This is a genomic window from Mesorhizobium sp. WSM4816 (genome assembly GCF_055811535.1).
In genome coordinates this window covers 1-24,598 of the sequence record NZ_JBVVQR010000023.1, presented here as the reverse complement: position 1 = coordinate 24,598, position 24,598 = coordinate 1, and the positions used below count along the sequence as shown (strand labels likewise).

21 protein-coding genes are annotated in these 24,598 nt (G+C 63.8%); 14 read left to right on the top strand and 7 right to left on the bottom strand.

What is annotated here, in order from left to right; genetic code table 11:
- The first annotated feature begins 87 nt into the window (after positions 1-87).
- Positions 88-1,461 carry an amidase gene (locus AC0L3H_RS21900; RefSeq protein WP_473586865.1) on the top strand — a complete coding sequence of 458 codons (1,374 nt, stop codon included), beginning with the start codon at positions 88-90 and terminating at the stop codon, positions 1,459-1,461.
- Here AC0L3H_RS21900 and AC0L3H_RS21895 read toward each other — a convergent pair.
- Positions 1,455-2,531: an NAD(P)/FAD-dependent oxidoreductase gene (locus AC0L3H_RS21895; RefSeq protein ID WP_473510342.1), complete on the bottom strand. Its 1,077-nt coding sequence runs from the start codon at positions 2,529-2,531 to the stop codon at positions 1,455-1,457. The genes AC0L3H_RS21900 and AC0L3H_RS21895 overlap by 7 nt on opposite strands.
- Positions 2,532-2,667: 136 nt before the next feature.
- Between AC0L3H_RS21895 and AC0L3H_RS21890 the strand changes: the two genes are divergently transcribed.
- Positions 2,668-4,260, top strand: coding sequence for a peptide chain release factor 3 (locus AC0L3H_RS21890; RefSeq protein WP_031257006.1), 1,593 nt, complete (start codon positions 2,668-2,670; stop codon positions 4,258-4,260).
- 276 nt (positions 4,261-4,536) lie between these two features.
- On the opposite strand, the gene AC0L3H_RS21885 is transcribed toward AC0L3H_RS21890, so the two are convergent.
- Positions 4,537-5,010 (bottom strand): VOC family protein, encoded by a 474-nt coding sequence (locus AC0L3H_RS21885; protein ID WP_077376998.1) that lies wholly within the window; start codon positions 5,008-5,010, stop codon positions 4,537-4,539.
- 277 nt (positions 5,011-5,287) lie between these two features.
- On the opposite strand from AC0L3H_RS21885, the gene ilvD reads away from it, so the two are divergent.
- The 4 genes from ilvD to AC0L3H_RS21865 all read left to right on the top strand — a co-directional run bounded on the left by ilvD (position 5,288) and on the right by AC0L3H_RS21865 (position 9,833).
- On the top strand, positions 5,288-7,132 hold the full coding sequence (gene ilvD, locus AC0L3H_RS21880) for a dihydroxy-acid dehydratase (RefSeq protein WP_473510338.1): 1,845 nt from the start codon (positions 5,288-5,290) through the stop codon (positions 7,130-7,132).
- 28 nt (positions 7,133-7,160) lie between these two features.
- Positions 7,161-8,471, top strand: a complete 1,311-nt coding sequence (locus tag AC0L3H_RS21875) for an amidohydrolase family protein (RefSeq protein WP_473586864.1) — start codon at positions 7,161-7,163, stop codon at positions 8,469-8,471.
- Positions 8,472-8,517: 46 nt separating this feature from the next.
- Positions 8,518-8,772 carry a hypothetical protein gene (locus AC0L3H_RS21870; protein WP_023802862.1) on the top strand — a complete coding sequence of 85 codons (255 nt, stop codon included), beginning with the start codon at positions 8,518-8,520 and terminating at the stop codon, positions 8,770-8,772.
- A 140-nt stretch (positions 8,773-8,912) separates the two neighbouring features.
- Entirely contained in the window at positions 8,913-9,833 is a 921-nt protein-coding gene (locus tag AC0L3H_RS21865) for a DMT family transporter (RefSeq protein ID WP_473586863.1), read from the top strand.
- 41 nt (positions 9,834-9,874) lie between these two features.
- Here the strand turns inward: AC0L3H_RS21865 and AC0L3H_RS21860 are convergent, their stop codons facing one another.
- Positions 9,875-10,777 (bottom strand): phosphotransferase, encoded by a 903-nt coding sequence (locus AC0L3H_RS21860; protein WP_473586862.1) that lies wholly within the window; start codon positions 10,775-10,777, stop codon positions 9,875-9,877.
- Positions 10,778-10,935: 158 nt separating this feature from the next.
- Between AC0L3H_RS21860 and AC0L3H_RS21855 the strand changes: the two genes are divergently transcribed.
- Positions 10,936-11,568 carry a class I SAM-dependent DNA methyltransferase gene (locus AC0L3H_RS21855; protein ID WP_473586861.1) on the top strand — a complete coding sequence of 211 codons (633 nt, stop codon included), beginning with the start codon at positions 10,936-10,938 and terminating at the stop codon, positions 11,566-11,568.
- Positions 11,569-11,683: 115 nt separating this feature from the next.
- Here the strand turns inward: AC0L3H_RS21855 and AC0L3H_RS21850 are convergent, their stop codons facing one another.
- Both AC0L3H_RS21850 and AC0L3H_RS21845 read right to left on the bottom strand, forming a co-directional pair.
- Positions 11,684-14,137, bottom strand: coding sequence for a GcvT family protein (locus tag AC0L3H_RS21850; protein ID WP_473586860.1), 2,454 nt, complete (start codon positions 14,135-14,137; stop codon positions 11,684-11,686).
- Complete coding sequence (locus AC0L3H_RS21845; RefSeq protein ID WP_023802867.1) at positions 14,134-15,018, bottom strand: phosphotransferase family protein; 885 nt, start codon at positions 15,016-15,018, stop codon at positions 14,134-14,136. The genes AC0L3H_RS21850 and AC0L3H_RS21845 overlap by 4 nt, the downstream gene beginning before the upstream one ends.
- Positions 15,019-15,444: 426 nt before the next feature.
- Between AC0L3H_RS21845 and AC0L3H_RS21840 the strand changes: the two genes are divergently transcribed.
- From AC0L3H_RS21840 to AC0L3H_RS21810, 7 genes are all read left to right on the top strand, one after another.
- Positions 15,445-16,218 (top strand): DeoR/GlpR family DNA-binding transcription regulator, encoded by a 774-nt coding sequence (locus AC0L3H_RS21840; protein ID WP_128183265.1) that lies wholly within the window; start codon positions 15,445-15,447, stop codon positions 16,216-16,218.
- 76 nt (positions 16,219-16,294) lie between these two features.
- Positions 16,295-17,221: a LysR family transcriptional regulator gene (locus AC0L3H_RS21835; protein ID WP_023802869.1), complete on the top strand. Its 927-nt coding sequence runs from the start codon at positions 16,295-16,297 to the stop codon at positions 17,219-17,221.
- Positions 17,222-17,346: 125 nt separating this feature from the next.
- Positions 17,347-18,498 carry an ABC transporter substrate-binding protein gene (locus AC0L3H_RS21830; protein WP_473586859.1) on the top strand — a complete coding sequence of 384 codons (1,152 nt, stop codon included), beginning with the start codon at positions 17,347-17,349 and terminating at the stop codon, positions 18,496-18,498.
- A 186-nt stretch (positions 18,499-18,684) separates the two neighbouring features.
- Entirely contained in the window at positions 18,685-19,683 is a 999-nt protein-coding gene (locus AC0L3H_RS21825; protein ID WP_473586858.1) for an ABC transporter ATP-binding protein, read from the top strand.
- A gap of 94 nt (positions 19,684-19,777) precedes the next feature.
- A complete protein-coding gene (locus AC0L3H_RS21820) occupies positions 19,778-20,743 on the top strand; it encodes an ABC transporter permease (RefSeq protein ID WP_473586857.1) in 966 nt (321 codons plus the stop codon).
- Positions 20,733-21,548: an ABC transporter permease gene (locus AC0L3H_RS21815; protein ID WP_473586856.1), complete on the top strand. Its 816-nt coding sequence runs from the start codon at positions 20,733-20,735 to the stop codon at positions 21,546-21,548. Before AC0L3H_RS21820 ends, AC0L3H_RS21815 begins: the two co-directional genes overlap by 11 nt.
- 29 nt (positions 21,549-21,577) lie before the next feature.
- Positions 21,578-23,005, top strand: coding sequence for a gamma-aminobutyraldehyde dehydrogenase (locus AC0L3H_RS21810; RefSeq protein ID WP_473586855.1), 1,428 nt, complete (start codon positions 21,578-21,580; stop codon positions 23,003-23,005).
- Positions 23,006-23,214: 209 nt separating this feature from the next.
- Here the strand turns inward: AC0L3H_RS21810 and AC0L3H_RS21805 are convergent, their stop codons facing one another.
- Positions 23,215-23,481: a formate dehydrogenase subunit delta gene (locus tag AC0L3H_RS21805; RefSeq protein ID WP_473586854.1), complete on the bottom strand. Its 267-nt coding sequence runs from the start codon at positions 23,479-23,481 to the stop codon at positions 23,215-23,217.
- Positions 23,471-24,298, bottom strand: coding sequence for a formate dehydrogenase accessory sulfurtransferase FdhD (gene fdhD / locus AC0L3H_RS21800; protein WP_473586853.1), 828 nt, complete (start codon positions 24,296-24,298; stop codon positions 23,471-23,473). The genes AC0L3H_RS21805 and fdhD overlap by 11 nt, the downstream gene beginning before the upstream one ends.
- Between the last annotated feature and the right edge of the window lie 300 nt (positions 24,299-24,598).

The following is a 24,598-nucleotide window of genomic DNA, read 5'->3' as shown; positions in this document are numbered from 1 at the left end:
GTCCTCGAATGCTGAACTCGGCTTGAAGACGCGCCGTAGTCCGCCATTTGGTGAGGCTGGCGCCGCTAGCAAGCCGGAGCATTGGTCATGGACCTCGTCTTTTCCTCCACCAGAGACTTGGCTGCCGGGATCCTCGACCGCAGGATTTCCGCCGTGGAAGCGCTGGACGCGCATTTGGCTGAGATCGACAGGCATAATGAGGCGGTCAACGCGGTCGTCACGCTCGACAGGGAAGGGGCTCGCGCTCGCGCGAAGAAGGCCGACGAAGCGCAGGCGCGCGGCGACGCTCTCGGGCCGCTGCACGGCGTGCCGTTCACGCTGAAGGACACTCACGAAACACTGGGGATGAAGACGACGGTCGGCTTCCCGCCTTTTGCCGACTATGTGGCGAGAAAAGACAGCCCGGTCGTTCTCAGGTTGAAGGCGGCCGGCGGCGTGCTCGTCGGCAAGACAAATGTCGCAACGATGCTGGGCGACTGGCAGTCGAACAACCCGCTGTTCGGCCGCACCAGTAATCCGTGGGATCTATCGCGCACCGTCGGCGGTTCCAGCGGGGGAGCGGCGGCAGCACTTTGCGCGGGCATGACGCCATTCGAACTCGGCACCGACATGCAGGATTCGATCCGCCTGCCGGCAGCCTTCTGCGGCGTCTACGGCCTCAAGCCGACCGAGCATCGCGTCTCCTTGGCCGGCGCCTTTCCCGATCCCGGTGGCGTGCCGCGCGGCGTACGGCTGATGTCCTGCATCGGTCCGCTGGCCCGCAACGTCGAAGATCTGGCGCTGATCCTGAGGATCATTGCAGGACCGGATGGCAGCGACACCGACCTTGCCCCGGTGCTGGTCGAGGACATGCCTGAGGTCAATCTCAAGACCCTGCGCATCGCTTTCGCGCCGGCCTTTCCGGGTTTTCCGGTAGCCGGCGAGATCAGGGCCGCGGTCGAAAGTCTGGCCGAGCAACTCAAGTCTGCGGGGGCAGTCGTCGAGGAAGCAAGACTGCCGACGCTCGGCCTGCATGACGATCTGACGCAAGGCGGCGCGCTGATCAGCATGATGCTGGAGGCTGCGCAGCCGAAGCCGCCAGAAGAACCGACACCGGTCTCGCGCTGGTTCGAAGCGCTCGCCCACCGCGACCAGTCAATCCTTGCCTGGGACCGGTTTTTCGAAGGTTGCGATGTCTTGCTTTGTCCCGTCGCCATGACCACGGCCTTTCCGCATTGCGAGCCGGGAACACCAATCAAGGTCGATGACAGGGAGCAGAGCTACTGGCTGCTGCCAGCCTATGGCGCGGTGTTCAACTACAGCGGCCACCCGGCACTGTCGATGCCCTGCGAGCAGGACCGCGACGGCCTGCCCATCGGCCTGCAGCTGGTCGGCCGTCGCTGGTCAGAATCGCGGCTGCTTGGCATCGCCCGGGCAATAGCGCCGCTGAGCGGCGGTTTTCGCCGTCCGCCCGGCTATTGAGCAAACCGCGTTAGCCTATAGGGCTCAAGTAGCGGATCGCGCGCGTCGTCCAGTATTTCCCGGCCGGCGAACAGGCCGACGGCAGGCGCCAGCGTGATGCCGGAATGCATGACCGCGACATAGAGGCTGCTCACGCTTTGAGCCCGTCCGATGATCGGAAAGCCGTCGATCGGCGTCGGCCGATAGCCGACGGTGTGAAAATCCAGTTCCAGCCGGTCGGCGCCGCGCAGCATGCTCTTCATCGCCGCAAACAGGTCGCGGGCTGTGGCTTCGGCATCCATGCCCGGATCGGCGCCGCCGAAATCCGAGCCGGCGATGATGCGGCCCTCGGCAGTCTGGCGCATGTGCAGCCGGTCGCCGATCACCAGGCCGTTGAGCAGCTTTTCGTACGGGCGTGAATGGACGATCAGGCCGGGCGGCGTCTCAATCGGCAGTTTTAGCCCGGCCGTTGCCGCAATTGCCGCAGAGCCGGCGCCGGCCGCGATCACCAACTCGTCGGCGACAATCCGTCCGCCTGACGTATCGACGCCGCTAATCCTGCCTTTGGTCTGTATCAGCGCGGTGACTGTCGTGCCGGTAATCACCCGCGCGCCAAGTCGCTCGGCGTCGGCCAGCAGCGTCTGCGTGGCCGCGACCGGTTCGGCCACGCCCTCCTCAGCGACGTGAAGGGCGAAGTCGGAAAGCTCGGTCAAATTGGGCTCTATACGTGCGGCTCCCACGCGGTCGACGCGCTCGATCCCGTAGCCCCAGGCGGAATGCTCGGCGGCATAGGCCTCAAGCTCGGCCGGCGGCAGGTCCCAGCACAGGCCGCCGCACCAGGCGAGTGGAATGCCGGGCACGTCATGGGCAAGCCGCGTCCATTCGGCCATCGAACGGGTACGCAGCCGGAAATACGGCTCTGGATTGCCCCAACTGGCATTGATCCAGGCAAAGGAATTCGGCGTGGCGACGCCGCCCGCACCGCTGTCGGCAACGATCGTCACGTTCGCGCCAGCCTTCGCCAGATGCCAGGCGATGGACGCACCGATGATGCCGGCGCCGACGACAATGACGTGCTTGGCTGCGCTCATGGATGGACCTTTATCGAACCGCCTCTGTTGATGCCATTGCGGCGGACCTATCTCAAGGCCGGGCAACCGCCCAAAATTGTTCGACAGGCTGCAAAAGCGCTGCTAGAAGCCCGCGCACCACATGGGATTCCACAAATTGGCTGAAGACATCACGAACGCGGTGGCGCGCCGCCGCACTTTCGCGATCATCGCGCATCCGGACGCCGGCAAGACGACGCTGACCGAAAAGCTGCTTTTGTTCGGCGGTGCCATCCAGCTTGCCGGCGAGGTCAAGGCCAAGAAGGATCGCATCCAGACCCGGTCGGACTGGATGAAGATCGAGCGCGAGCGCGGCATTTCGGTCGTCACCTCGGTGATGACCTTCGAGTATGAGGACAATGTCTTCAACCTGCTCGATACGCCCGGTCACGAGGATTTCGCCGACGATACCTATCGCACGCTGTCGGCGGTCGATGCGGCGGTCATGGTCATCGACGCCGCCAAGGGTATCGAGCCGCGCACGCTAAAACTGTTCGAGGTCTGCCGGCTTCGCGACATCCCGATCATCACCTTCGTCAACAAGATGGACCGCGAAAGCCGCGACCCGTTCGAGATACTCGATGAGATCGAGCAGAAGCTGGCGCTGGACACCGCACCGATCACCTGGCCGATCGGCCGCGGCAAAACCTTTTCCGGCACCTATCATCTGGCGCTGAACGCGGTGCGCAAGGGCGACGCCGAGAAAGAACGCACGCCGGTCAATGGTCCCGACTCCAACCGCGTCGCCGGCCTGTTGCCGGAGAACGAGCGCGAGGCTTTCATCGAGGAGCTGGAGCTGGCGCGCGAAGCCTGCCGCCCGCTCGACATCGGTGCGTTTCGCGAGGGCCATCTGACGCCGGTTTATTTCGGTTCGGCGCTGCGCAATTACGGCGTCCGCGACCTGATCGAGGCGCTTGGTGCCTACGGGCCGCCGCCACGCGCGCAGGAAGCCGATACCCGCAAAGTCGAGGCGACCGAGGATAGGATGACCTCCTTCGTCTTCAAGATCCAGGCCAACATGGATCCCAACCACCGCGACCGCATCGCCTTCGTCCGCGTCTGCTCGGGCAAGCTCGAGCGCGGCATGAAAGCCAAGCTGGTGCGCACGGGAAAACCGATGAGCCTGTCGGCGCCGCAATTTTTCTTCGCCCGCACCCGCGTCACCGCCGACGAGGCCTTTGCCGGCGACGTCGTCGGCATCCCCAACCACGGCACGCTGCGCATCGGCGATACGCTGACCGAGGGCGAGGAGATCCTGTTCCGCGGCGTGCCGAATTTCGCGCCGGAAATCCTGCGCCGCGTCCGGCTCGGCGACGCGATGAAGGCCAAGAAGCTGAAGGAGGCGCTGCACCAGATGGCCGAGGAAGGCGTCGTGCAACTGTTCTCGCCAGAAGACGGCTCGCCGGCAATCGTCGGCGTCGTCGGTGCGCTGCAGCTCGACGTGCTGAAGGAGCGGCTGAATATCGAATACACGCTGCCGGTCGATTTCGAGATGTCGCGCTTTTCCGTCTGCCGCTGGATATCGGCCGACGACAAGGCCGAGGTTCATCGCTTCATCGAGGCGCATCGCGGCGACATTGCCCGCGACCTCGACCACGATCCGGTGTTCCTTGCCCAGCACGCCTTTTCGCTCAACTACGAGGCCGAGCGCTGGAAGGCGATCCGTTTCGCCGCGGTCAAGGATTACCAGGTCCGCGACAAGGCGGCCTGACCGTTGCCGTATGGCCGCCAAGAACACTCGCGCGTCGCGCCGCCCCTCATCCGCCTGCCGGCACCTTCTCCCCGTATAGTGACGGGGAGAAGGGGGGCTGGCCGCAACGCCAACGCCCTTCCTGCAACGTGGTAATTGGCGAAATCATGTATGAGAGCGCCCCTCTCCCCGTCACTATACGGGGAGAGGATGCCGGCAGGCAGGTGAGGGGCGGCGCCGACTTCGGCAGTTGATATTCCCAAAATCGGGCAAAGATCCCCGTCAGGAGCGTCTCACTCACCCCCTGGCTGCCTCTTCGATCTTGGCGATGTCGATCTTGGTCATTTGCATCATCGCCTGCATGACGCGGCCGGCCTTTTCGGTGTCGGGGTCCTGCAGCAGCCTCGGCAATTGCTCCGGCACGACCTGCCAGGAGACGCCGAATTTGTCCTTCAGCCAGCTGCACTGGCTGGGCTCGCCACCGCCCTCGATGAGCCTGTCCCAGAAATAGTCGACCTCCTCCTGCGTCTTGCAGTCGATGGACAGCGAGACTGCCTCGGTGAACTTGAATTGCGGCCCGCCGTTGAGCGCCTGGAACTGCACGCCGTCGAGCTCGAAATAGGTCACCAGCACCTTGCCCTCATTATCGCCGCTGCCCTTGGGCCAGCGCATCACACTCAGCACCTTCGAGTTCTTGAAGATGGAGATGTAATGGTTCATGGCCTCCTCGGCCTGGTCGTCGAACCACAGGCAGGGGGTGATCTTTTGCATTTTCTTGCTCCTCGGGCTGTTTTGGCTTGTTTTCACGCGTCCAACGGCCGGCTGGCGATTGATGCCGGTCGCCGCCGTCTGCCCAAGGACGCTCAAACAAAACACGATCCGACAGCACCTCTGACTTTTTTACTGCCTGGACCGGCTTGCCGTCTTTGGCTCAAGATCCCGGCGCATCGCAAAACCGTGGCCAGACCAGACGGTGGCGTATATAACGCCGCTCAATTCCGGTTTTCCGCGCCTGTTCGGACGCCACGCAGACAGCAAGGACAGTTTAATGCCCGCCTACCGTTCCCGCACCACCACCCATGGCCGTAACATGGCCGGCGCCCGCGGCCTGTGGCGCGCCACCGGCATGAAGGATTCCGATTTCGGCAAGCCCATCATCGCTGTCGTCAATTCCTTCACCCAGTTCGTTCCGGGCCACGTCCATCTCAAGGATCTCGGCCAGCTGGTCGCCCGCGAGATCGAGAAGGCCGGCGGCGTTGCGAAAGAGTTCAACACCATCGCTGTCGACGACGGCATCGCCATGGGTCATGACGGCATGCTCTATTCGCTGCCTTCGCGCGAGCTGATCGCCGACTCGGTCGAATACATGGTCAACGCCCACTGCGCCGACGCCATGGTCTGCATCTCGAATTGCGACAAGATCACGCCGGGCATGCTGATGGCGTCGCTGCGTCTCAATATCCCGACCGTCTTCGTCTCCGGCGGCCCGATGGAAGCCGGCAAGGTGGTGCTTGCCGGCAAGACGCAGGCGCTCGATCTGGTGGACGCCATGGTCGCGGCTGCCGACGACAAGATCTCCGACGAGGACGTCAAGACCATCGAGCGCTCTGCCTGCCCGACCTGCGGCTCCTGCTCGGGCATGTTCACCGCCAATTCGATGAATTGCCTGACCGAGGCGCTCGGCCTTTCGCTGCCCGGCAACGGTTCGACGCTGGCGACGCACGTCGACCGCAGGCGGCTGTTCGTCGAGGCCGGCCACCTGATCGTCGATCTCGCCCAGCGCTACTACGAGCAGGACGACGACACCGCGCTGCCGCGCAGCATCGCTTCGAAGGGTGCCTTCGAGAACGCCATGACGCTCGACATCGCCATGGGCGGCTCGACCAACACCGTGCTGCACATCCTGGCTGCCGCGCATGAGGGCGAGATCGATTTCGGTCAGGACGACATTGACGCGCTGTCACGCAAGGTGCCGGTGCTATGCAAGGTTGCCCCCGCCAAGGCGGATGTGCACATGGAAGACGTCCACCGCGCCGGCGGCATCATGGCGATCCTCGGCCAGCTCGATAGCGCCGGACTGATCAACCGCGACCTGCCGACCGTGCACACCGCAAGCCTCGGCGAAGCGCTCGACCATTGGGATATCTCGCGCACGTCAAGCCAAAACGTCCGCGACTTCTTTCTGGCGGCCCCTGGCGGCGTGCCGACGCAGGTCGCCTTCAGCCAGGATCGCCGCTGGGACGAACTCGATCTCGATCGGGAGAAGGGTGTCATCCGCTCAGCCCAATATCCTTTTTCCAAGGATGGTGGCCTTGCCGTGCTGAAAGGCAACCTGGCGCTCGACGGCTGTATCGTGAAGACCGCAGGCGTCGATGAATCGATCCTGAAATTCACCGGCCCGGCCAGGGTGTTCGAAAGCCAGGACGCCAGCGTCAAGGCGATCCTGTCCAACGAGATCAAGGCCGGCGATGTCGTCGTCATCCGCTACGAAGGGCCGCGCGGCGGCCCCGGCATGCAGGAAATGCTCTATCCGACCAGCTATTTGAAGTCGAAGGGCCTCGGCAAGGCCTGCGCGCTGGTCACCGATGGCCGCTTCTCCGGCGGCACCTCCGGCCTGTCGATAGGCCATGCTTCTCCCGAGGCGGCGGAAGGCGGGCTGATCGGGCTGGTGCATGAGGGCGATACGATCGAGATCGATATCCCGAACCGCACCATCCGGCTTGCCGTCGACGATGCCGAACTGGCCGCCCGCCGCGCCGCGATGGAGGCCAAGGGAGCCGCCGCCTGGAAGCCCGAGGAAAAGCGCAAGCGCAAGGTGACGATGGCCTTGCGCGCCTACGCCTCGATGGCGACCAGTGCTGCAAAGGGTGCGGTAAGGTATGTGCCGGAATAGGTTCGCTTCTTCAAAGGGATGACGGTAGATGGATTTCGACCTTATCGTCCGCGGCGGCACGCTGCCCGACGGCAGGATCGCCGATATCGGCATCATCGGCGAGACGATCGCGGCCATCGAGCCGGAGCTGAACGCTGGCGCGGGCACGGCGATTGATGCCCATGGCAATCTGATCTCGCCGCCCTTCGTCGATCCGCATTTTCACATGGACGCCACGCTCTCGCTAGGCATCCCGCGCATCAACGTGTCGGGCACGCTGCTCGAAGGCATCTCGCTGTGGGGCGAACTGAAGCCGCTGTTGACGCACGAAGCGGTGCGCGACCGCGCGCTCGCCTATTGCGACTGGGCGGTGTCCATGGGCCTGCTCGCCATCCGCAGCCATGTCGATGTCTGCGATACCAGGCTGCTGGCGGTCGAAGCCCTGCTCGATGTGAAGAAGACCGTCGCGCCCTATGTCGACCTGCAACTGGTCGCCTTCCCGCAGGATGGGTTTTATCGCTCGCCGACGGCGCGCGATAACACCATCCGCGCGCTCGACATGGGTGTCGACATCGTCGGCGGTATTCCGCATTTCGAGCGCACCGTGGCCGACGGCACGCGTTCGGTGACGGAACTGTGCGAAATCGCGGCAGAACGCGGCCTCATGGTCGACCTGCATTGCGACGAGACCGATGATCCGCTGTCGCGCCATATCGAACAACTGGCCTATGAGACGCAACGCCTCGGCCTGCAGGGCAGGGTCGCCGGCTCGCATCTTACGTCGATGCACTCGATGGACAATTACTATGTCTCGAAGCTGTTGCCGCTGATATCAGAGGCAGGCGTCTCGGCGATCCCCAATCCGCTGATCAACATCATGCTGCAGGGCCGCCACGACACATTCCCCAAACGCCGCGGCCTGACGCGGGTCAAGGAAATGCTTGCCCACGGTATCCGCGTCGGCTGGGGTCAGGATTGCGTGCTCGACCCCTGGTATTCGCTGGGCACCGCCGACATGCTCGACGTCGCCTTCATGGGCCTTCACGTCGCCCAGATGTCGAGCCCGGCCGACATGGCGCGCTGCTTCGACATGGTCACCAACGTCAACGCCGCCATCATGGGCCTCGACCATTTCGGCCTGTCGGTCGGCAAGCGCGCCAGCCTCGTCGTCCTCGATGCCGGCGATCCGGTCGAGGCCTTGCGCCTGCGTCCCGAGCGACTCTGTGTCATCGCCAGGGGCAAGGTGGTGGCCGAGCGGGCCAGGCAGGAAACACGGCTCTCGATCGCCGGACGGCCGGCAACAGTGAACCGCAGGCATCGCCGGTCTCAAAACTCCATCGATCAGATTGATAGGTCCTGACCGCAAGTCTACAATCAACCTCCAGTTTTATGCCGAGGAGGATGTCATGTGGCACAAGGCGGCGATGGTGGTCGTGTTGGCGGCGACCTGTGCAGGCTGCATGACGGCCGAAGACCGTCGTGCCGCTGACGAGGCGAAATGCCGTTCCTACGGTTTCGTCAGGAAGAATGATGCCTTCGCCGAATGTCTGCAGCGCATCGATCTGGCGCGCCGCGCCGAACTCAGAAGTGCGTCGGTCTTCGATCCCTGGGATCGGCCGGTGATCTATCGTCCGGTTATCATTCGGCCACGGCCAAAGTAGGCCGTTGCGATCATCCGTACAGGCCCAGCCGTTTTCCGGTCCCTGGTCTGGCCGGCTTCCCGATTTCCGCTCGTCAAAGCGGCTGCTTGCGTCTACGACGCTGCTCACCGGGCTTTCATGCAGGAGGAAGCGACATCGGCATGGCAGAGCCAACAGCCCAGAATTCGACGATCAGGAACGTGCTTTTGGCTGGCATTCTGCTGATGCTGGCCGGCGATTTCCTGTTTGCGTTGAATGATGCGATGGGTAAATGGCTGGTCGCCAGCTTTTCCGTCGGTCAGGTCGTGCTGATCCGTTCCATCGGCGCCTTTTTCGTGCTCGGTCCGATGATCGCGCGTCAAGGCGCGGCCAGGCTGTTCCGCATGGAGCGCCTGGAACTGCAGGTCGTGCGCGTCGTCATGACGACGCTTGACACGGCGCTGTTCTACGCCGCCGTCGTCTATCTGCCGCTCGCCGACGTCATGAGCTTCTACATGGCAGGGCCGATCTACGTGGCGGCGCTGTCCCACCTGTTGCTTGGTGAAAAGGTCGGCTGGCGCCGCTGGATGGCGATTCTGGTCGGGTTCTGCGGTGTGCTGATCATGCTCGAACCGTCCTCGGCCGCGTTTTCGCTGTCGTCGACCTTCGCGCTGGCCGGAAGCATTTCATTCGCCTTCGCGATCATTCTCAACCGGCGGTTGCGTGGCACCAGCGACACCTCGCTCGTTACCTGGCAAACCATCGGCACGCTGCTGGTCGGCGGGTTTCTCACCATCGGCAACTGGCAGACGCCGTCCTCGCTCGATTTCGGCGCCATGCTGCTTCTTGGCATCGTCTCCTGCGGCGCGCATCTGATGATCACCAGGGCGCTGAAGCTGGCGCCGGCGTCGACGCTGGCGCCGCTGCATTACAGCCTGCTGCTGTGGGCCGTCATCTTCGGGCTGGCCTTCTTCGGCGACATGCCCGGCCCGCGCATCCTGATCGGCTCGGGCATCATCGTGCTGGCCGGCCTGTTCATCTTCCATCGCCAGAAAGTGGTCGACACGGTGCCGCCCGAAAACGTGCCGAAAGGTGTCAACTAGGGTCCAGATTTCTGGTGCCTTAAGGTTCAGAGTTTTGGCACTTAACCGGCGCGCACCGCCGCCAGATGCGTTGAGAAGTCGGCCGTCTCCATCAGCGCCCTGCAGCGTGAAAAGCGACCGTCGGCATAGGCGCGGAAATCGTCGGCCGGATTGCTGTTGGCAAGCTGGATCAGTCCCCACAGCGTCCACAACAGATCGCACATCGCCTTGTAGATGACGATGCGGCCGCGCTCCGCCGGCGTCGGCTCGCCACCGAAATAGGCGCCCATCATCTCGTCCTCCTGCGCCGTATCAAACTGGCCTTCGACGCTGAGGTCGCCGAGATCCCAAAGCGGGTCGTTCATGCCGGAATATTCCCAGTCGACGATCCACATCCTGTCGCCCGTATCGAGAAAATTTTCGCACAGCGGATCGCAGTGGCAGGCGACGAGAGGCAGGGGATGCGCGGCAAGCGCCGAGCGCACGGTTTCCGCCTCGAAAACGACGTCGTGGTAACCGGCAGGCAGGGCGACGTCCTTGGTCGACAGCACCTTCAGGTAGTCGTCGATCATCGCAAACAGCTCGAAGCGGAAGGGAAACACCGCGCCGGATGTATGCAATCTGCGGAAGGCTTTGCCGGCACGCGCCGGACTGCCCGGCCGGGTCTTGAATTTATCCGGCGACATCGTCTCGGCGCCCGCGATGAAGCGCGTCACCATCACGCCTGTCTCGCCGTCGACATGCAGCAGCTCGGGGCTGACGCCGGCCATCGCTGCCTCCCGCGCCGCCACCGCCTCGTTGGCGCGGTTGATATACTCCTGCGTGCCCTTGCCGGGAATCCGCAGGCAGGCATCTCCAGCCCTGAAGACGAGGTTGGTGAGGCCACCCAGCCGCTCCAGCGGTCCCTCGTAGCCGGCCAGCGCCGGAATGGCTGCAAGCGCCGCGCGTGCTTCCTCGTCCACCATCGCTTCTGCCCTCTTTTCGCGTCTGTTTGTGGTGACGACGGTTCCACAAATTTCGCCGTTTGGCTATCATCGCTTGCATGCGGTTCACTCCAGCGCCGTGCGTTCCCGTAGGACGCGCTAAGAACGCTGCGGCGCTGTGATTTGCGGACGAGACTGTAATGGCGGACAGGAAAAACAAAGGCGCGCTCGCCGCGGCCTATGCAGCGAAGCGGCCAGAGGAGGTGGCGGCGCTCTACGACCGCTGGTCCGACACCTACGACGCCGACATGTCGGCGGCCGGTTATCGCCATCCGACCATCTGCCTTGCCCTGCTTGCCCGCCAGCTGCCGCGCGGCGCGGCACCGCTCCTCGATGCCGGTGCCGGCACCGGGCTCATCGGCGAATGGCTGAAGATCACGGGCTATCCGCAGGTCGAGGCGCTCGACATTTCCGAAGGCATGCTGGCCCAGGCAGCGCGCAAGGGCGTCTATTCGGCGCTTCACTGCCTGGCTCTCGGCGGCCCGCTGCCCTTCGCGGATGATGCCTATGCCGGCATCATATCGGCCGGCGTCTTCACCTCGGGCCATGTCGGGGCTGAGGGGCTGGACGAACTGATCCGCATCTGCCGGCCGGGCGGGATAATCGTGCTGACGGTCAAGAACACCCTGTGGGACGCCGGTTTTTCCGCAGGGATAGCCGACCTCGAGGCGAAGGGCGTCGTCATGCGCGCCGAGGAGACATCGCCCTATGTCTCCATGCCGGGCGAGGCCGACACCGTGCCCAGCCGCGGTCTCGTTCTGCGCGTGAACTGACCATCCCCGCTCTTATGCATGTCGCGCAAAAGTGCGCAGCGGTTTTGCGATAACGACATGCATAGAAACAAGAACTTAAAGCGCCTCGCATGAATCCGTTCAGACGCGACGCGCTTTAGGCTCTGATCCTTTCTCCGGCCGGGTCGTAAAGCGGCTCGAGATGGATTTTTGCCGGCGTCCGCTCCATAGCCACCACCAGCTCGTAGTCGCCGCAGGTGAGGAAATCGTCGCTGACGCCGTCGGCGTTGCGCACATAGCCGTAGCCGATGTTCTTTCCGACCGTGTAGCCATAGCCGCCGCTGGTCAGGTAGCCGACCGGCTCGCTGTTGCGCAGGATCGTTTCGCGCCCGAGCAGCACGATCTCGCAATCGTCGACGGTGAAGCCGGCAAAGCGTTTTTTCAGAACCGCGCCGCCGATCTCTTCCAGCGCCCGCCGCCCGAGAAAATCTGTGTTCTTGCGAAGCTTCACCGCCCAGCCAAGGCCGGCCTCCTGCGGCGTGTCGTTGGGCGTGATGTCGGAGCCCCAGGCGCGGTAGCCTTTTTCCAGCCGCAGCGATTCCAGCGCCCTGTAGCCGACCGGGCGGATGCTGTGCTCGTCGCCCGCCGCCATCAGAGCGTCGAAGATTTCGCCCGTCGCCGCGATCGGCACATGCAGCTCCCAGCCGAGCTCGCCGACATAGGTGACGCGCAGCGCCCTAACAGTGGTGCCGGCGATGGAGATTTCCCGCACGTGTCCGAACGGGAAAGCGGTGTTCGACACGTCCGCATCGGTCACCGCAGCCAGCACGTCGCGGGCCCGCGGTCCCATCAGCGACAGCGTGCCGAAATCCTCGGTGACATCGGTGAGCGTCACGTCGAGCTCGTTGCCGACATGGTCGCCGATCCACGAGAAGTCATGCGTCCTAAAGCCGGTGCCGGTGACGACGTAGAATCGGTCTTCGCCGAGCCGCGCCACGGTCAGGTCGGCCTCGATGCCGCCGCGCGTGTTGAGAAGCTGCGTGTAGGTCAGCCGGCCGACCGGCTTGGCGACGTCGTTGGCGCAGATCCAGTCGAGCGCCTTCAGCGCATCCGCACCGGTCATTTCGTATTTGGCGAAGGACGACTGGTCGAAGATGCCGACGTTCTCGCGCACGTGCCGGTGCTCGTCGCCGACCGGCGAAAACCAGTTCTGCCGGCCCATCGAATAGATGTCCTTCGGCTCGACGCCTTCGGGCGCAAACCAGTTCGGCCGCTCCCAACCGAGCTTGGAGCCGAACACGGCGCGGTGCTTTTGCAGCCGTTCATAGAGTGGCGACACGATCCGTGGCCGGCCCGTGGCATACTCTTCATACGGGAAGCCGATCGTATAGTGCTTGTCATAGGCTTCCAGCGTGCGGTCGCGGACCCATTGCCGGTCGCGGTGCAGGTCGGAAAAGCGCCTGATATCGACCACCCACAGGTCGAGTGGCGCCTCGCCGTCGACGACCCACTGCGCCAGCACCCAGCCGGCGCCGCCGCCTGCCGCGATGCCGAAGGCGTTGAAGCCGGCGCCGACGAACATGTTGGCGCATTCGGGTGCCACGCCGAGAATGAAATTGCCGTCCGGCGTGAAGCTCTCCGGCCCGTTGATCATCTGCTTGACGCCGACGCTTTCGAGCGCCGGAACCCGCGTGATCGCCTGGTTCATATGCTGCTCGAAATGATCGTAATCGTCGTCGAACAGCCGGAACTGCCAGTCGTCAGGGACATCGCCGCCGGGAAGATCGGTCGTCCAGGCTTGCGGGTTCGGCTCATAGCCGCCCATCACCAGCCCGCCGACCTCCTCCTTGAAATAAATGCGGCGGTCGGGGTCGCGGATCGTCGGCGCATCGCTCGCCAACCCGTCTATTCTTTCGGTGACGATGTACTGGTGCTTGACCGGCTGCAGCGGCACGTTGATGCCGGCTAGCGCCCCCACCTGCCGCGCCCATTGCCCGGCACAGTTCACCACCTTGTCGCAGGCGATATCGCCCCTGTTGGTCTTTACCGTTGTGATGCGGCCCTCCTGCATGTCGAAGCCGGTGACGCGGACATCCTCGAACAGCCTGGCGCCATGCATGCGCGCGCCTTTGGCCAGCGACTGCGTGATGTCGGAAGGGTTTGCCTGGCCGTCGGTCGGCAGCCAGCTGGCGCCGACGAGATCGCCGGTTGCCAGCAGCGGCCACATCGCCTTGACCTCGGCCGGTGACAGCAACTGCATGTCCATGCCGAAGCTCTTCGCCGTCGTCGCCAGCCTCTTGTACTCGATCCAGCGGTCGGCATTGGTGGCGAGCCTGAGGCATCCGGTCATCTTCCAGCCGGTGGCCAGCCCGGTTTCGGCTTCCAGTCCCTTGTAGAGATCGACCGAATATTTGAGCACGCGGGTGATCGAGGCCGAAGACCGCAATTGACCGACCAGCCCCGCCGCGTGCCATGTCGAGCCCGAAGTCAGTTTGCCCTGTTCCAGGAGCACGACATCGGCCTTGTGGTCACGCGCCAGATGATAAGCCGTCGAACAGCCGATTATGCCGCCGCCGATGACGACGATCTCGGCGTGGGCGGGCAAGGTCATGATATCTGTCCGTACTTTGTTCTGTAGTTTTCCAGCGCGGCATCGAGCCGCGTCAGGTTTTCGTCGGTATAGGCAACGTAGTCGATGCCGGGCGCGTCGAGATAAAGTTCGGAAACCATGCTCCACATCGCCTCGCGCAGCAGCGATGCGCATTGCATGGCCGCATGCGAGCGGCGGATCGCCTCGTCCGGCTCCTTCATGAAATAGGCGGTCAGGAAGGCGAAGGACTCCTCGTCGTTCATGGTGGCGTTCGAGGCGACGCCGGCGAGGTCGAACATCGCCGTGTTGAAGCCGGCATATTCGAAATCGATCAGCCACAGCCTGTGGCCGTCATCGAGAATATTAGCCGGCAGAAGGTCATTATGACCGAAGACGATCGGCAGCAATTTCTGCGCCCGTTCGAGCTCGTCTGCAAGCGTCAGCAGCCGCGGCAACTCGCTTCGCATGCGGCTGTCGGCTTCCTCCAGCGTGCGCGCATAGTCGCGGATGACATGGAATACCCAGAACATGAAGCCGGCGCCGGAGACATGATTGGGCATCTCGCGATGGAAGCCGCGCATCAGGGCAGCGACGCGGTCGATATTGGCGCGGACGTCCTCGGCGACAAAAGTCTTGGCGCCGAGAAATTCCGTTACCAGGATGCCGGGCTCGGAATGGCGGACCGCAGGCGCGAAGCCGGCGGCGTGCGCCGCGCGCGCGGTCATCACCTCGCGCTCGCGAAAGACATGATGGAATGGAAAGTCCTGGCCAAAGCGCACGACATGCCGCCCGGCGGCGTCCTTGACCAGATAGTTGGCGTTGCTCAGGCCGCCTGGCAGCGGCGCGATCTCGATGCTGCCGGTCCAGCAGGGCAGGGCGCGGATGCGGTCCTCGGCGGTCACGGGTGAATCCCTCGTTGCGCGGGGTTCAAGGCGTCGCGGGCGACGCAAAGATGGCGGCCGGCAGGAGGGAGCAATGCGAAGTCCTCGTCGGTGCGGGATCCCGGGATCGGTATCCCGCACCGCACCGACGAGCCCCAGTGCCGGGTTCTTTGACTCCGGCATCCGCCCCCGCGGATTCAAAAAAGTCCTTTTCCCTTACGTCAGACGATTTCCCGGACGTTCGGGCAGGCGAATTTTGGTGCGGCTCTGCCATCGTTCTCCCGTGGCAGTTCCGAAGCCTGTCACAAGCCAGTGTCGCGCCATGTGATCCGGCTTGTCAACGACAACTTGTGGCTTTTTGCCCGAAATCACAAGGATTTCTTGTAAACTGTGGCCGATTTGCCTTAGAAGCGGTCAGTAGCGCAACAAATCGATTGGGTGAGACCGATGCCCTCGAAGCGGCATGGCGAGATCCTGCGTCTCCTCCATGAGGAAGGCACCGTCACCATCGCCAGCCTGGCCGACCGGCTGGGCGTCTCGCTGGAGACCGTGCGCCGCGACGTCAAGCCGCTGACCAGTGACGGTTCGATCCTGAAGATGCATGGCGCCGTCGGCCTGCCGTCGATGGCCGGCGAGGCGCCGTTCGAGCGGCGTATGCGCGAGAATGCCGATGCCAAGCGCGCCATCGCCCGCATGGTTGCCGCCACCATCCGCGACGGCGAAGCGATCATGCTCGACACCGGCACCACGACCTCTTTCCTGGCCCGCGAACTGCTCGGTCACCGGCGGTTGACGGTGGTCACCAACTCCTCCGACATCGCCCGCACGCTGGCCACGGTCAACGGCAACAAGGTCTACATGGCCGGCGGCGAACTGCGTAGCGATTCGGGCGCTGCCTTCGGCGTCTCGGCCATTGCATTCGTCAGCCGCTTTTCCGTCAGCCACGCTGTGATCTCCACCGGCGCGGTCGATGCCGTCACCGGCGTGATGGACTATGATCTGGATGAGGCGGAATTCGCCCGCATGGTGCTGTCGCGCGGCCAGCGCTCGCTCGTCATCACCGACCACACCAAGTTCGGCCGCCAGGGTCTGGTCCAGGTCTGCGGCCTCGACGGTTTTTCCGAACTCGTCACCGATCGGCCGCCGCCGCACGCCATCGCCGCAGCGCTTGCCCAGGCTGGCGCACGGCTCAGCATTGCCGGCAGCGAAAGCGGGATCTGACCTGGCCAGAGCAGTAATGCGGTGAGCCTGGGATCGGCAGCTTTTCTTCCTTGCCGTCCCGGTGTTTAGTCCGGCCATGGCCTTCACCATCCGCCAATTGCAGTTCTTCATCGCCGTCGCCGAGCAAGGCACAGTGTCTGGCGCCGCCCAAAACCTGTCCATCTCGCAATCGTCGGTCACCGAGGCGATCAAGGAGCTCGAAGGCGATCTCGGCGTCGAACTGTTCGAGCGCCATCCGCGCGGCCTCAACATCACCCACAAGGGCCACCAGTTCCTGCGCCACGCGACAAAGATCCTTGCCGATGTTTCCGATGCGCGCCGCGCCTTCTCCGGCGAGCAAGCGGCGGCTGGCGGCCGGCTGCAACTCGGCGTCACCTCGCTGGTCGCCGGCTATGTGCTGTCCGACCTTCTCGCCCGCTATCGCCGCGCCTATCCGGGCGTCGAGATCTCGGCCATCGAGGACAATGGCGACTACCTCGAACATCTGCTGGTCGGCGGCAAGCTCGACATCGCCGTCATGGTCACCTCGAACCTGCGCGACCGCACCGCCCTGCAATCGGAAATTCTCGAAGTCTCGCCCTACCGGCTATGGCTGCCGCTTGGCCATCCGCTGTCCAGCGCCGACATCATCGGCATCAGCGATATCGCGTCGGAGCCGCTGATCATGCTGACCGTCGACGAGATCGAAGAGAATACCGGAAAATTGCTGGCGGCGATCGCCGCCAAGCCGCATGTCGCCTTCCGCACCCGCTCGGTCGAAGCGGTGCGCAGCCTCGTCGCCACCGGCGCCGGCGTGGCGCTGCTGCCCGACCTCGTCTACCGGCCATGGTCGCTTGAAGGCGACCGCATCGAATCGCGCGATATTTCGGGCTCGTTGCCGGTTGTCCAGGTCGGCACGGTCTGGCGGCGCGGCTCCGGCCTGCCGCAGGCCGCGCGCGACTTCATCGGGCTTGCCCAGTCGCAGCGCATGGTTCGTCAGCGGCCGGACAAGAACGGCCGCTGATCTATCGGAAAAACCGATATCGCCTTTCTGACAAATGAATTTGCGAAACCGGAAATTTCACAGCACTTTGCCAATCAGGGGCCAAGCCGCCGCGAGAGTGCGGCCCCTCAAATGGGAGATCGACGATGAATTCATTCCTGAAGTCATGCACTGCATTGACGGTCGCGCTGGCCTTCTCCGGCCAGGCGATCGCTCAGGTTAAGGAACTTGGCAAGGGCGAAGGCCAGGTCAACATTGTTGCCTGGCCCGGCTACATCGAACGCGGCGAAACCGACAAGAACTATGATTGGGTCACGTCTTTCGAGAAGAACACAGGCTGCAAGGTCAACATCAAGACCGCCAACACCTCCGACGAGATGGTCGCGCTGATGAACGAGGGCGGTTTTGACCTCGTTACCGCCTCGGGCGACGCTTCGCTGCGCCTTGTCGCCGGCAAGCGGGTCCAGCCGATCAACACCGATCTGATCCCGAGCTGGAGCACGGTCGACGACCGGCTGAAGGATGCGCCGTGGTTCACGGTCGACGGCATCCACTACGGCGCCCCTTACCAGTGGGGGCCGAACGTGCTGATGTACAACACCGAGGTGTTCAAGGAAGCGCCGAAGAGCTGGAACGTTGTCTTCGAGGAGATGACCTTGCCCGACGGCAAGCCGAACAAGGGCCGCGTCCAGGCCTATGACGGGCCGATCCACATCGCCGATGCCGCCAACTATCTGATGTCCCACAAGCCGGAGCTCGGCATCAAGGATCCCTACGAACTGACCGAGGACCAGTACAAGGCCGCCCTCGATCTGCTGCGCGTCCAGCGCACGCTGGTCGGACGCTACTGGCATGACGCCGCCATCCAGGTCGACGACTTCCAGAACGAAGGCGTCGTTGCCTCCGGTTCATGGCCTTATCAGGTCAACACGCTGGTTGCTGCCAAGAAGCCGGTCGCTTCGACCATCCCCCAGGAAGGCGTCACCGGCTGGGCCGACACGACCATGCTGGCAACCGACGCAGCCCACCCGAACTGCGCTTATATGTGGATGGAGCACTCGCTGTCGCCGAAAGTGCAGGGCGATGTCTCCGCCTGGTTCGGTTCGCTGCCGGTGGTGCCGGCTGCCTGCAAGGGCAACGAATTGCTCGGCGAGGAAGGCTGCAAGACCAACGGCTACGACAATTTCGAAAAGATCAAGTTCTGGAAGACGCCGGTGTCGAAATGCGCCACCCAGGACCAGTGCGTGCCTTACTATCGCTGGGTGTCGGACTATATCGGCGTCATCGGCGGACGGTGAGTTCGTTTCGCATTGCTCGCAAGTTGGCGCTGCCCCTTACCCTCTCCCCGTGAACAACGGGAAGAGGGGATCGCGAGCGTTGCGGCTAGCCCCTTCTCCCGTCTCTATACGGGGAGAAGGCCGGCAGGCGAATGAGGGGCAGCGCTGTCGCCTGAATTGACGAGCCTGGCAGATCAGGACAGCTCCATGACATCAGCCGTTTCCTTCCAAAAAGTCTCGCGCCATTTCGGCAGCGTGCGCGCCGTCGACATGGTCGATCTCGACATCGTGCCGGGCGAGTTCTTCGCCATGCTTGGACCTTCGGGTTCCGGCAAGACGACCTGCCTGCGCTTGATCGCCGGCTTTGAGCAGCCGACATCGGGCTCGATCTCCATCTTCGGCGAACGCGCCGAAGGCGTTCCGCCCTATCGCCGCAACGTCAACACCGTGTTTCAGGACTACGCGCTGTTCCCGCATCTGAACGTGCTCGAAAACGTCGCCTACGGGCTGATGGTCAAGGGTGTCGGCAAGCCCGAACGGCAGAAGGCGGCCGAGGAAGCATTGTCGCTGGTCCGGCTTCCCGGCTACGCCGCCCGCCGCCCGAGCCAGCTTTCCGGCGGACAGCGCCAGCGCGTCGCGCTCGCCCGCGCGCTGGTCAACCAGCCGAAGGTGCTTCTGCTCGACGAGCCGCTTGGCGCGCTCGACCTCAAGCTCCGCGAAAACATGCAGGAGGAGCTGAAGTCGCTGCAGAAGGCGCTCGGCATCACCTTCATCTTCGTCACCCACGACCAGGGCGAGGCGCTATCGATGGCCGACCGCGTCGCCGTCTTCAACGACGGCAAGATCATGCAGATCGGCACGCCGGAGGACATCTACCAGCGGCCGAGGACGCGCTTCGTCGCCGATTTCGTCGGCTCGTCCAATGTGCTGCCGCCGGATTTCGTCCAGCGCTATTCCGGCCAGCATCGCTGGGGCAGCCTGCGCCCTGAATCCATTCGCATAGGCCGGGCGGCGAAGGGCGACGGCGTTGCCGCCCATCTCGTCTCGACCAATTATCTCGGCGCCACGACCAGACTGGCGCTCGACGCCGACGGGTTGAGATTGCATGCCATTGTGCCGGCCGGTGCGAAATTGCCCAGGGAAGGCGCGGCGGTCGTGCTCACCTTCAACCGCGAGCATTTGCACCTGATGGACGAGCCGGGATGATGGCGCTGTCGGCAACTGTCGCTAATAGCCGCGGCAAGGCGCTTCACGGCAGGACAGAGGGGGGCGCGAAGGATCGCGGCCTGTCGAAGACACCATGACTCTGACCGCGACCCACGCAAAACCCGCTCCCGCCATCCTGCCGGGAAGCGGCGGCGTGCGCGGCACCCTGTCCGACCTGTTCTGGCGCAAGCCGAAGCTGCTGCTGCTGTTGATGCTGCTGCCGCCGGTGCTGTGGCTTGGCATCGTCTATGTCGGCTCGCTGTTCGCGCTGCTCTTGCAGAGTTTTTTCTCGATCGACGAATTCTCCGGCCTCATCAACCGGCAGTTCACGCTGAAGACCTATGGCGACCTGTTGCAGGCCGCCAATCTCGACATCATCCTGCGCACGGTGACGATGGCGGCCCTGGTCACGTTCGCCTCGGCGATCATCGCCTTTCCCATCGCCTTTTACGCGGCGCGCTATGCGCGCGGCCGCTGGAAGGCGCTGTTCTATCTCGGCATCATGCTGCCGCTGTGGTCGAGCTATCTGGTCAAGATCTACGCCTGGAAGCTCATTCTCGCCAAGGAAGGCATCCTCACCTGGCTGCTCGCCAAGCTGCATCTGCTATGGCTGCTCGATGGCTGGCTGTCGCTGCCGGTCGTCGGTGGCAACTCGCTGTCGGTGTCGTCCACCGGCACCTTCATCGTCTTCGTCTATGTCTGGCTGCCGTTCATGATCCTGCCGGTGCAGGCGGCGCTCGAGCGCGTGCCGGGCAATCTGGTCGAAGCCTCGTCCGATCTCGGCGCCTCGCCCGGCCAGACCTTCCGCAACGTGCTGTTCCCGCTGGCGCTGCCGGGCATCGTCGCCGGCTCGATCTTCACCTTCTCGCTGACGCTCGGCGACTACATCATCCCGCAGATCATCGGCACCTCGCGGCTGTTCATCGGCCAGGCCGTCTATTCACAGCAGGGCACCGCCGGCAACATTCCGCTCGCAGCCGCCTTCACCGTGGTACCGATCGTCATCATGGGTTTCTACCTCTGGGGCGCCAAGCGCATGGGGGCCTTCGATGCGCTCTGATGGCTCACCAACCGCCCCTCTCGGCCTGAAGGTCGCCGCCGCCTGCGGCCTGCTGTTCCTGCATCTGCCGATCTTCCTGATCTTCGTCTATGCCTTCACGACCGAGGAAAAGAGCTTCGCCTGGCCGCCGCCGGGGCTGACCATGCAATGGTTCGCCGTCACCTGGAACCGGCCGGACGTGTGGGAAGCGCTGTCGCTATCGGTCCGTGTCGCCGCTATCTCGACACTCCTCGCCCTGGTGCTCGGCACGCTCTGCGCGGCCGCCGTTTCGCGAACACGGTTCTTTGGCCGCGAAACCATCTCGCTGCTGGTCATCCTGCCGATCGCGCTGCCCGGCATCATCACCGGCATCGCGCTGCGTTCGGCGTTTTCGCTGGCCGAGGTTCCGTTCTCGTTCTGGACGATCGTGCTCGGCCACGCCACCTTCTGTGTCGTCGTCGTCTACAACAACGCCGTCGCCCGCTTTCGCCGCACCTCCGGCTCGATCATCGAGGCGTCGATGGACCTCGGCGCCGACGGCTTCCAGACGTTTCGGCATGTCGTGCTGCCCAACATCGCCACCGCGCTGCTGGCCGGCGGCATGCTTGCCTTTGCGCTGTCGTTTGACGAGGTCATCGTCACCACCTTCACCGCCGGCCAGCAGCAGACGCTGCCGATCTGGATGCTGGAGGAATTGATCCGTCCGCGCCAGCGCCCGGTCACCAATGTCGTGGCCATGGTCGTCGTGCTGGTGACGCTGCTGCCCATCCTCGTCGCCTATTACCTGACCCGCGACGGCGACCAGATCGCCGGTTCGGGCAAATGACGTCAAGAATCCATAAGGGAGAGACTGCCATGGACACAAAGATGCTGATCGGCTCGAAATTCGAGAAGGGCACCGAGACCGAGGAGCCGATCCTCAATCCGAAGACCGGGGCGACTATCCTCAACCTGCCTGAAGCCAGCCAGGCGCAGATCGAGGCGGCGGTGCTGGCGGCCGAAAAAGCCTTCGTCACCTGGTCGCGCACCACGCCCGCGCAGCGCTCCGGTTATCTCCTGAAGATCGCCGATCGCATCGAGGCCGCGGCACAAGATTTCGCCGCCCTCGAGGCGCTCAATTGCGGCAAGCCGATCAATGCCGTGCTCAACGACGAAATCCCGGCGATCGTCGACTGCTACCGTTTCTTTGCCGGCGCTGTCCGCTCGATGCCCGGCCAGGTCGCCGGTGAATACATTCCCGGCCACACTTCGATGGTCCGCCGCGACGCCATCGGCGTCGTCGCCTCGATCGCGCCGTGGAACTACCCACTGATGATGATGGCCTGGAAGCTGGCGCCGGCGATTGCCGGCGGCAACACGGTCGTCTTCAAGCCGTCCGAGCAGACGCCGCTGACGGCGCTGAAGCTGGCAAAAATCCTTGCCGAGATACTGCCCGAGGGCGTCGTCAACGTCGTGCTCGGCAGAGGCGACAGCGTCGGCAACACGCTGATCAACCACCCGAAAATCAATATGATCTCGATCACCGGCGATGTCGCCACCGGCAAGAAGGTGCTGCAGGCCGCCGCCAAATCGGTCAAGCGCACGCATCTCGAACTAGGCGGCAAGGCTCCGGTCATCGTCTTCGACGACGCCGATCTCGGCGCGGTGGTCAATGGCCTGCGCGCCTTCGGCTATTACAATGCCGGCCAGGACTGCACCGCCGCCTGCCGCATCTATGCCGGCAAGAAGATCTACGACAAGCTCGTCGCCGATCTTTCCTCCGCCGTCTCGACCATCAAATACAACCGCCCCGACGACACCGAAAACGAGATCGGGCCGTTGATCTCACGCCGCCAGCGCGACCGCGTCTCGAGCTTCGTCGAGCGCGCCTCGGAGCTTAAGCACATCGAGATCACCACCGGCGGCAAGCCGGGCGAGGGCACCGGCTTCTTCTATCAGCCGACCGTCGTCGCCGGCGCGCTGCAGGAGGACGAGATCGTGCGCCGCGAAGTGTTCGGGCCGGTTGTCTCCGTCACCCGCTTTGCCGAGGTCGACGAGGCGGTGAGCTGGGCCAATGACAGCGACTATGGCCTTGCGTCCTCGGTGTGGACCAAGGATGTCTCGCGCGCCATGGCGACGGCCGCCCGGCTGCAATATGGCTGCACCTGGATCAACACCCACTTCATGCTGACCAACGAGATGCCGCATGGCGGGCTGAAGCAGTCCGGATACGGCAAGGACATGTCGCTCTATGCCCTGGAGGATTATACCGCTGTCCGCCACGTGATGATTGCGCACGGGTAGCGCTTCTAACCTCTCCCCTTGTGGGAGAGGTCGGATTGCCCCGATTTGTCGTTCACAAATCGGTTGGCAATCCGGGTGAGGGGTAGGCAAGCGCCAAGCTGGAACACCCCTCATCCGTCTCGCCGCTGCGCGCCGATCCACCTTCTCCCACAAGGGGAGAAGGAAGATTGAGCGCCTGCCACTACTCGACGATGCGATGGATGTTCCGCTCAAACTAAGCCCGCTGCTTCAGGTGCGGCCGGCCGCTTGATCCTTGCCGAGGCGGCCACGACGAGCTCGTTGAAGCCTTCGCCACCATTGTCCAGCATTTCGAACAATTGCCGCCGCATCCTCGGCTCCCAGAACTTGTTGATGTGCTCGGCGACGCCGGCAATGCCTTCCTCGCGCGGCTTGGAGTGAAAAAAGGCGGCAATCTGGTTGGCCATGCGGACCAGCTTTTCGCTGGTGCTCATGATGTGGCCTTCGTCATGCGACATGCTTGGCAACTCCGGAAGCCACCCGCTCGGGGTGGGTGAAAATATCGAAATCATCGCCGCGCACCAAAGCCACCAGCGTCATGCCGGCGTCCTCGGCGGTACGGATGGCAAGTGCCGTCGGCGCCGAAACGGCAATGATGAACGCAGCGCCGATCGCCGCCGTCTTCTGCACCATCTCGACCGAAACGCGCGATGTCACCACGACGGCACCCAAGGAGCCATCGATGCCGGCTTTGGCGAGCGCCCCGGCCAGCTTGTCGAGCGCATTGTGACGGCCGACATCCTCGCGCGCCATGACGATGCCCTTGCCTGGGATATAAAAACCGGCGGCATGGACCGCACCGGTCTCGGCATGCAGCGGCTGCGCTTTCGACAAAAGCCTGACCGAACGGACGATGTCGTCGCTGTCAAGTGTAAGTCGTGACGAACCGACCGCCTCGACCGAGCGCATCGCCTCCTCGATCGACTCGATGCCGCACAGCCCGCAGCCGACCGGGCCGGCCAGCCGTCGGCGCCGCGCCTCGAAGCGCGTATTGGCCTGGTCCTTCAGCCTGATCTGGATGTCGATGCCGGCGCCGTGATCCTCGACTTCGATCGCCTCGATTTCCCGGCCGTCTGCGATGATGCCTTCGGTCAGCGAGAAGCCGAGCGCGAAATCCTCGAAATCGGCCGGACTTGCCATCATCACCGCGTGGGTGGTGCCGGCGAAGGAGAACGCCACCGGCGTCTCTTCCGGCACCATCCGGTTGGCGGCCGCACTGCCGCCGGCGCGGTGGGCGAGGCGGGAGATCTGGGTGACAGCGAAACGTTTGGGCATCACGCGGCACCCCCCTCTGGCCTGCCGGCCATTTTACTTAGGAAGCGTCGAAGGTTTCTTGCTTCAATTGGCAGTTGCTCTCCCAGGCCATCCCCCACTCCGTCGCTGCTTCGCAGCGCCACCTCTCCCCCCTCCGGAGGGAGAGGAAGGGAGCCTGGAGTTCGCGCGCTTTCCTCTCCCCCGTCGATCGGGGGAGAGGTGGGGGGGGGGGGGGGGGGGGGGGGGGGGGGGGGGGGGGGGAAAAAAAAAAAAAAAAAAAAAAAAAAAAAACAAAAAAAAAAAAAAAAAAAAGAAGAGACC

Excerpts from the sequence above, each read along its gene's own strand:
- AC0L3H_RS21900 (WP_473586865.1), top strand. The coding sequence starts at position 88 with ATGGACCTCGTCTTTTCCTCCACCAGAGACTTGGCTGCCGGGATCCTC.
- AC0L3H_RS21895 (WP_473510342.1), bottom strand. The coding sequence starts at position 2,531 with ATGAGCGCAGCCAAGCACGTCATTGTCGTCGGCGCCGGCATCATCGGT.
- AC0L3H_RS21885 (WP_077376998.1), bottom strand. The coding sequence starts at position 5,010 with ATGCAAAAGATCACCCCCTGCCTGTGGTTCGACGACCAGGCCGAGGAG.
- ilvD (WP_473510338.1), top strand. The coding sequence starts at position 5,288 with ATGCCCGCCTACCGTTCCCGCACCACCACCCATGGCCGTAACATGGCC.
- AC0L3H_RS21875 (WP_473586864.1), top strand. The coding sequence starts at position 7,161 with ATGGATTTCGACCTTATCGTCCGCGGCGGCACGCTGCCCGACGGCAGG.
- AC0L3H_RS21870 (WP_023802862.1), top strand. The coding sequence starts at position 8,518 with ATGTGGCACAAGGCGGCGATGGTGGTCGTGTTGGCGGCGACCTGTGCA.
- AC0L3H_RS21865 (WP_473586863.1), top strand. The coding sequence starts at position 8,913 with ATGGCAGAGCCAACAGCCCAGAATTCGACGATCAGGAACGTGCTTTTG.
- AC0L3H_RS21860 (WP_473586862.1), bottom strand. The coding sequence starts at position 10,777 with ATGGTGGACGAGGAAGCACGCGCGGCGCTTGCAGCCATTCCGGCGCTG.
- AC0L3H_RS21855 (WP_473586861.1), top strand. The coding sequence starts at position 10,936 with ATGGCGGACAGGAAAAACAAAGGCGCGCTCGCCGCGGCCTATGCAGCG.
- AC0L3H_RS21850 (WP_473586860.1), bottom strand. The coding sequence starts at position 14,137 with ATGACCTTGCCCGCCCACGCCGAGATCGTCGTCATCGGCGGCGGCATA.
- AC0L3H_RS21840 (WP_128183265.1), top strand. The coding sequence starts at position 15,445 with ATGCCCTCGAAGCGGCATGGCGAGATCCTGCGTCTCCTCCATGAGGAA.
- AC0L3H_RS21835 (WP_023802869.1), top strand. The coding sequence starts at position 16,295 with ATGGCCTTCACCATCCGCCAATTGCAGTTCTTCATCGCCGTCGCCGAG.
- AC0L3H_RS21830 (WP_473586859.1), top strand. The coding sequence starts at position 17,347 with ATGAATTCATTCCTGAAGTCATGCACTGCATTGACGGTCGCGCTGGCC.
- AC0L3H_RS21825 (WP_473586858.1), top strand. The coding sequence starts at position 18,685 with ATGACATCAGCCGTTTCCTTCCAAAAAGTCTCGCGCCATTTCGGCAGC.
- AC0L3H_RS21820 (WP_473586857.1), top strand. The coding sequence starts at position 19,778 with ATGACTCTGACCGCGACCCACGCAAAACCCGCTCCCGCCATCCTGCCG.
- AC0L3H_RS21815 (WP_473586856.1), top strand. The coding sequence starts at position 20,733 with ATGCGCTCTGATGGCTCACCAACCGCCCCTCTCGGCCTGAAGGTCGCC.
- AC0L3H_RS21810 (WP_473586855.1), top strand. The coding sequence starts at position 21,578 with ATGGACACAAAGATGCTGATCGGCTCGAAATTCGAGAAGGGCACCGAG.
- AC0L3H_RS21805 (WP_473586854.1), bottom strand. The coding sequence starts at position 23,481 with ATGTCGCATGACGAAGGCCACATCATGAGCACCAGCGAAAAGCTGGTC.
- fdhD (WP_473586853.1), bottom strand. The coding sequence starts at position 24,298 with ATGCCCAAACGTTTCGCTGTCACCCAGATCTCCCGCCTCGCCCACCGC.